Annotated in this window: 5 protein-coding genes and 2 pseudogenes; 3 read left to right on the top strand and 4 right to left on the bottom strand. The window is 69.2% G+C overall.

Features of this window, described 5'->3' with window-relative positions:
• Positions 1-146 precede the first annotated feature (146 nt).
• A complete protein-coding gene (locus BN11_RS18315; protein WP_048698803.1) occupies positions 147-1,607 on the bottom strand; it encodes an IS1380 family transposase in 1,461 nt (486 codons plus the stop codon).
• Positions 1,608-1,621: 14 nt separating this feature from the next.
• Here BN11_RS18315 and BN11_RS18320 point away from each other — a divergent pair, with 14 nt between their 5' ends.
• The gene (locus tag BN11_RS18320) at positions 1,622-2,251 is read left to right on the top strand and encodes a hypothetical protein (protein WP_235435538.1); all 630 of its coding nucleotides are present in this window, start codon (positions 1,622-1,624) and stop codon (positions 2,249-2,251) included.
• Positions 2,252-2,331: 80 nt separating this feature from the next.
• On the opposite strand, the gene BN11_RS21435 is transcribed toward BN11_RS18320, so the two are convergent.
• From BN11_RS21435 to BN11_RS18330, 3 genes and pseudogenes are all read right to left on the bottom strand, one after another.
• Positions 2,332-3,216 carry an ATP-binding cassette domain-containing protein gene (locus BN11_RS21435; protein ID WP_053084179.1) on the bottom strand — a complete coding sequence of 295 codons (885 nt, stop codon included), beginning with the start codon at positions 3,214-3,216 and terminating at the stop codon, positions 2,332-2,334.
• A 37-nt stretch (positions 3,217-3,253) separates the two neighbouring features.
• Positions 3,254-3,514 (bottom strand): annotated as a pseudogene (locus BN11_RS26210) (ATP-binding cassette domain-containing protein); the annotation flags it as partial.
• 63 nt (positions 3,515-3,577) lie between these two features.
• Positions 3,578-4,279: pseudogene (locus tag BN11_RS18330) on the bottom strand (helix-turn-helix domain-containing protein); the annotation flags it as partial.
• A 383-nt stretch (positions 4,280-4,662) separates the two neighbouring features.
• On the opposite strand from BN11_RS18330, the gene BN11_RS18335 reads away from it, so the two are divergent.
• Both BN11_RS18335 and BN11_RS18340 read left to right on the top strand, forming a co-directional pair.
• Positions 4,663-5,061 (top strand): helix-turn-helix domain-containing protein, encoded by a 399-nt coding sequence (locus tag BN11_RS18335; protein WP_201329304.1) that lies wholly within the window; start codon positions 4,663-4,665, stop codon positions 5,059-5,061.
• Between the two features lie 72 nt (positions 5,062-5,133).
• On the top strand, positions 5,134-5,430 hold a 297-nt coding region (locus tag BN11_RS18340), incomplete at its 3' end, for a helix-turn-helix domain-containing protein (RefSeq protein WP_157044418.1).

A 5,430-nucleotide genomic window follows, 5' to 3' on the forward strand; every position in this document is an offset into this window, starting at 1 on the left:
CCTCGATCCACCGATGGGCTGATGGCGTGGGGTTGATCGTCGTCTCGGGCTGAGGAGGCGAGCGGGGGCGTGGGTGATCGCCCGACCTCGCTGTCGGGGTGTTCCACGTCGGGGTTGCTCGGGTCGCGCCGTCGTCGGCTGGGTGGTCAGGGCGGTGCGGTGGCGGGGGGGTCGGCGACGCGGTCGAACAGTCGGGTCCACGCCTGGTGCCAGGGCCACGCTTGGGGCAGGTGCAGGGTGATCCGCCGGGCGGAGGACGCGACCCGGGCCGGGACGTGGATCAGCTTGCGACGCACGGTCGCGCTGGTCGCCTTCGCCAGCTTCGAGGTCTGGGGTGTCGCACCGGAGGCCAGGGTGGTGGCGGCGCGGGTGAGGTTGAACGCGATGACCGCGAGCACGAGCCAGGCGGCGTTGGCGGTGAACTTCCCGGAGGGCAGGTGCGCCAGCGCGGAGCCCTTGAGGTCGGCGTGGACCTGTTCGATGATCGCGTGCCCGCGGTGGGTCTTGTCGGCGGCGACGGTGTCCAGCACATGGGCCGGGACGGTGGTGAAGAACGCGTGGAAGCGCCAGGTGTCGAACAGGGTGTCCTGCCCGGTCGCCTTCTTCTTGTCGGCGTTGAAGTCGGGGATGCGGCGCACGATCAGCCGGCCCGGGACCTGGTCGGCCTTCTTCTTGGAGGCGAACGCGGTGAAGTCGATCTCGGCGACCTCCGCCTTCGAGATCCACGCCCCGCTCATCTCATCGAAGATCGCGTCCGGGTACTCGATCGTGGTCCACGCACCGTCATCGATGCCGGCGATCGCGGCCTTGACCGGGCTGGTTGCCCGCACGGTGACGGACACGTGCGCGCCGCCGGTGATCGCCGCGTGGACGGCGTCGCGGCCGTAGTAGGCCGAGTCCATCCGGACCAGGACCGGCGCCTTCACGCCGAGCAGGCGGCGGGCCTGTTTCACGGCGTCACCGACCAGGCGTTTCGCCCCGCGGGGCGACCCACAAGAGCCCTTGCGCAGCCGCTGCGCTACGACCAAGGGCGCGTGTCCGGCGGTGGTGAGGGTGGCGATCAGCGCGTTCAGGCCGCGGACCCGGGTGTAGCCGAACCCGGCGCCCTGCTTGGCGTGGCCGTGGACCTCGATGATCGTGTCGTCCACGTCGACGAACGCGTACCCGACGCCCGCTCCCGCCTCGTCGCCAGCGGGCAATGGTGCCGGGACCGGTGGGGTCAGCCCGGCCAGGCGAGACAGCGCGAGCAGGAACCGTGCGGCGACCGCATCGAGCTGCCGGACGTGCCCGAAGGTGAACGTGCGTAGGAACGAGCCGAGCGTCGAGGGCGCGTACGCCTTGGCGAAGAGCCGGCCCATCCCGCCGTGGCGCAGCAGGGCCATGTCATCGATGCTGTCGGCGCCGGCGACCATCCCGGCCACGAGCGAGGCCACCTTCGACCCAGCGTTCGCGCCTTTGTCCGTCGGCACGCTCAGGTGCTCATCCGCCAGCTGGCGCAGCCCTGCCCGGTCGGCCAGTGCCAGTACCGGGACCAGGCCGGCGGACGACACGAGATTCGGGTCGTCGAACACCGCAGAAGTGCGGGTCAGGGTGTGAGAGAGTTTCACCTACGAGATGCCCCTTGCGCGAGACGGAACTGAAGCCTGAAGAACTCCAATTCTGTTTCAGCACAGGGGCATTCTCATGTTCCGACGCGCCGGATCACCACACCGCGCCAAGTCGATCGGTGGATCGAGGCTTCACCATCGCATGGTTCGGTCTGATGGCGTTCGTCTGGTTCGGCTGGGGTCAGGAGGACCCGCCGCCGGCGTGGCGATCTTGGCTCGGCGCCGGATCGGTGATGGGCCTCCTGCTGGCAGGGCTGTTCGGTTACGGGGTGTCCGCCCGGTGGAGTGAGGGCAGTGCGCTGGAGGGCAGGTACCCGTGGTTCGGGCTGGTCGTCGGCCTGGAGGTGCTGCTGGCGGTGGTCGGCTGCCTGTTCCTGCACCGCAGGGGTAAGGGCCGCTGGATGGCCTGGTGGGTGGCTCTCGTCGTGGCCCTGCACTTCGTGCCCCTGGCATTCTTCCTCGATGACCTGTCCTTGGCCGGCCTGGGGGTCATCGAGGCAGCTGGGCTCGCTGCGCTGGTTCCTCGGGTCGGGGGCGAGCTCGTCTCCAGCCGTCTGGTCGCACCCTGGATGGGCATCACCTTGCTGGTCTTCGCCGGTGTCTCTGCCCTGCTGTTCGTGGTTCGGACGGGTACTCCTTGGTGAAGGGCGACGCGGTGGAGTTCCGTTTTGCGCTTTAACGTCTGGAAGCGGTAAGAAGTGAACCGCGCGCCTATCGCGTCGAGTTAATGCGAGACGCTACGCGACGAGCCGGGGATCTCGCGGATCTCTCTCTGGGTGTGACCTCCATGCTGCCGCTCTGACTGCCTTGGACGAACGCCACGGAGGCGAGTGCAGCGACCAAGACGAGAAGAAGAGCCGCGCCTGCGAAACCCCACACCTGGCCGGGCTGGCGGGTGACTCGGATGACCTGCGACTTCAGGAGGCCGGTGGCAGAGACATTTGACTGCGTCATCGTGCGACTGGTCCTTCCTGGGTGCCGACGAGTGAGAGGTAGCGTTCCTCGAGGCGGCCTTGTTCTTGCGTGAAGAGTCGCAGCGGGATCCCCGCTTGGTGGGCCAGCCTGCCCACGGCAGAGCGGTCGAGGTTGCGGACGACGAGTTGATTCCCGTCGCCGGTGGCGTGCGCGCCGCCGCCACGAGCTTCTCGATGAGTCGACCGTTGTCCGCGCTGTCCACGACCACTGTGTGCTCGTGGGTGGACATGATCTCAGCGAGATGCCCCTTCGCGACCAGTCGGCCGTTCTGGATGATCACCAGGTCGTCGACGCACTGCTCGAGTTCGGGCATCAGGTGCGAGGAGAGCAGGACGCACCTGCCTTCCGAGGCCAGGTCCCGAAGCAGGCCCCTGACCCAGATGACACCCTCGGGGTCCAGACCGTTGATCGGTTCATCGAGGACGAAATGGTCCGTGTCACCAAGCAGCGCTGTCGCGATGCCCAGACGCTGTTTCATGCCCAGGGAGAACGTGCGGATCCTCCGGCCGGCGGCATAGAGCAGGCCGGTCTGCTCGAGAACTTCGTCGACCCGCGCCCCGGAGATCCTGGCGGGTGCCGCGACCGTTCGGAGATAGTCCCGGGCGCGCAGCCCCCGGGATTCCGCCCTGGCCATCGAGCAGCACGCCGATGGTCCGGATCGGGTCGGTGAGGTCCCTAGGGCTGCTGCCTCCCACCGTGCACGTGCCGACGTCCGGCCTCTCCAGCCAAGCCATCATGCGCATCGTCGTGGACCTTCCCGCCCTGTTGGGGCCGAGGAAGCCGGTGACACGACCGTCGGCTGCGGTGAAGCTGATTCCGTCGACGGCTCGCACCTGGCCGTACGTCTTGGTGATCCCCTCGACCTCGCTCATCCTGAGCACTCCTGGGGCGTTGTCGTCGTGGCGCTGCCGCTCCACGGCTTGGGTGGTCATGTGTCATGAATGTGAATCTCCTTCTCAGGTCGTCGGGTGCGCACCTGCAGGCCAACGCTGTCGTCACTCGCGGACCGCGGCTCCGTCGCCGACGCGGTTCTGGAGGGTGCTTCGGAACCGGGCCCAGACGACCTGCTGCGCCGGGCTCAGCCCCTCGATCTCGAGCTGCTCCATCGCCGCAGCCATGGTCGATTGCTCGCCAGCGGCAGGGATCGGGCCCGTCGCGTCCATAGCGGCAAGGCCGAAGCTCACCATCTGCCCCACCAGGTGTTCGGCTGTCGCCTCGTCTACATGGGTCTGGTCCTTGAGGTCCTCGAACTGTCCGAACCAAGCCGCCGCGTCCGTTGCGAGTGGCCCATCATGGACAGCGTCGAGCATCGCTGTGGCGGTGTCTGCGTCAATCGCGCCGGACGCCGTCGCGAGTGTCCAGACGTCGTGATCGAACGACTGGCTGGAGGCGGGGGGACCACCGTTCGGCTGACGCATCCCGGTCCGGGGGCTGGTCCGGCGCAGGTCCGCCAGCATCTTCCGCTGAATGCGGATCCGTTCGGCCTGATCCTCGAGCTGCTTGTCGAGCTCGGCCAGGAGCTGGTCCTGGCCGACCTCCCCCCCCAAGAGATTTCCGATGTCGCGCAGCGGTACCCCGCTCGCAGACAGTTGGCGTATCCGCAGCACAGTCACGAGATCTCGCGCGCCGTAGCGCCGGTACCCGTTGGTGTCGCGGGGCACCTCGGGGAGCAGTCCGATCTTGTGGTAGTGGCGAAGGGCGCGAGGAGTGTTGAGCGACCCCCTGGTTGACCATGTGGGTGTGTCTGGGCGTCACTGCGGTTGACGACGCGTGATCTGGGTGGGGTCTCTACGGTTGGCGTCAAGAGCGTGATGATGCGCTGAGGACACGCGACGGCCCTCCCAAGCTTTGGCGAGCAGGAGGGCCGTCACTTGGTGCTTGGAGGGCACCCATGCTGATGGTAGGCAACGACCCTATCGAGGCCGAACGGTTGCTGGTGGCCGGGGAGCTGGTGTGCCCGTCGTGTACGGGTGTGCTGTCCCCTTGGGGGCACGCTCGGTGGCGGTCCTCGCGGGGAGCGGCTGGGACGGTGCGGCACCGTCCGCGGCGGGGCCGGTGTGCCTCGTGCGGGAGCACGCACGTGCTGCTGGCGCAGGTGTGGTTGTCGCGGCGCGCGGACGCGGTCTGCGTGATCGGGGCCGCGCTGGAGGCCAAGGCGGGTGGGGCAGGTCACCGCAGCGTCGCGGGGCGGTTGGGCCGGCCGGTGTCCACGGTGCGGGGCTGGCTGCGCCGCTTCGCCTCCCGATCGGAGCAGCTGCGGGTGGGGTTCACCCGGCTGTTGCACGAGCTGGACCCTCTGGCTGGGCCGCTGGTGCCGCAGGCCTGCCCGGTCGCGGACGCGGTCGAGGTGATCGGGCGGGCTGCTGCCGCGGCGGTCCTACGGCTGTGCCCGCAGCCGCCGTGGGAGTACGCCGCCAGGGTCACCGGTGGGCTGCTGTTGGCCCCGCCAGCGGGGGGTGGGGTGAGCAACACGAGTTGACCCCTGCCGCTGCCCCCGGTGGTACGGGCACCCTCGAGCGGACCAGTTCAGCACCAGGAGAGGGCAAGGCGAATGAGTGGACGACACAGACCGGGCGACGAGCAGGCGCGCCGGGCCGAGCAGGCGCGGGAGGTCGCGTTGTTCCGGTACGCGCTGATCCGCGAAGCAGCGGACGCCTCTCTGAGCACCCGCCAGCGTGGGGTGCTGGTGCGCGACCTCGCCGGCCGTGAGCACACCGGGCCGTTCGGGGCGCGGGTGACGGTGTCGCGGGCCAGCGTGGACCGGTGGGTGCGGGCGTGGCGCACCGGCGGGTTCGACGCCCTGGTGCCCTCGGCCCGGCACGCGCAGCCGCGGACCCCCGCGGCGGGG

It is taken from the genome of Nostocoides australiense Ben110, from assembly GCF_001050535.1.
Taxonomy (GTDB): Bacteria; Actinomycetota; Actinomycetes; order Actinomycetales; family Dermatophilaceae; genus Nostocoides_A; species Nostocoides_A australiense.

Coding starts and splice junctions, on each gene's coding strand:
- BN11_RS21435 (WP_053084179.1), bottom strand. CDS start 3,216: ATGGCCAGGGCGGAATCCCGGGGGCTGCGCGCCCGGGACTATCTCCGA.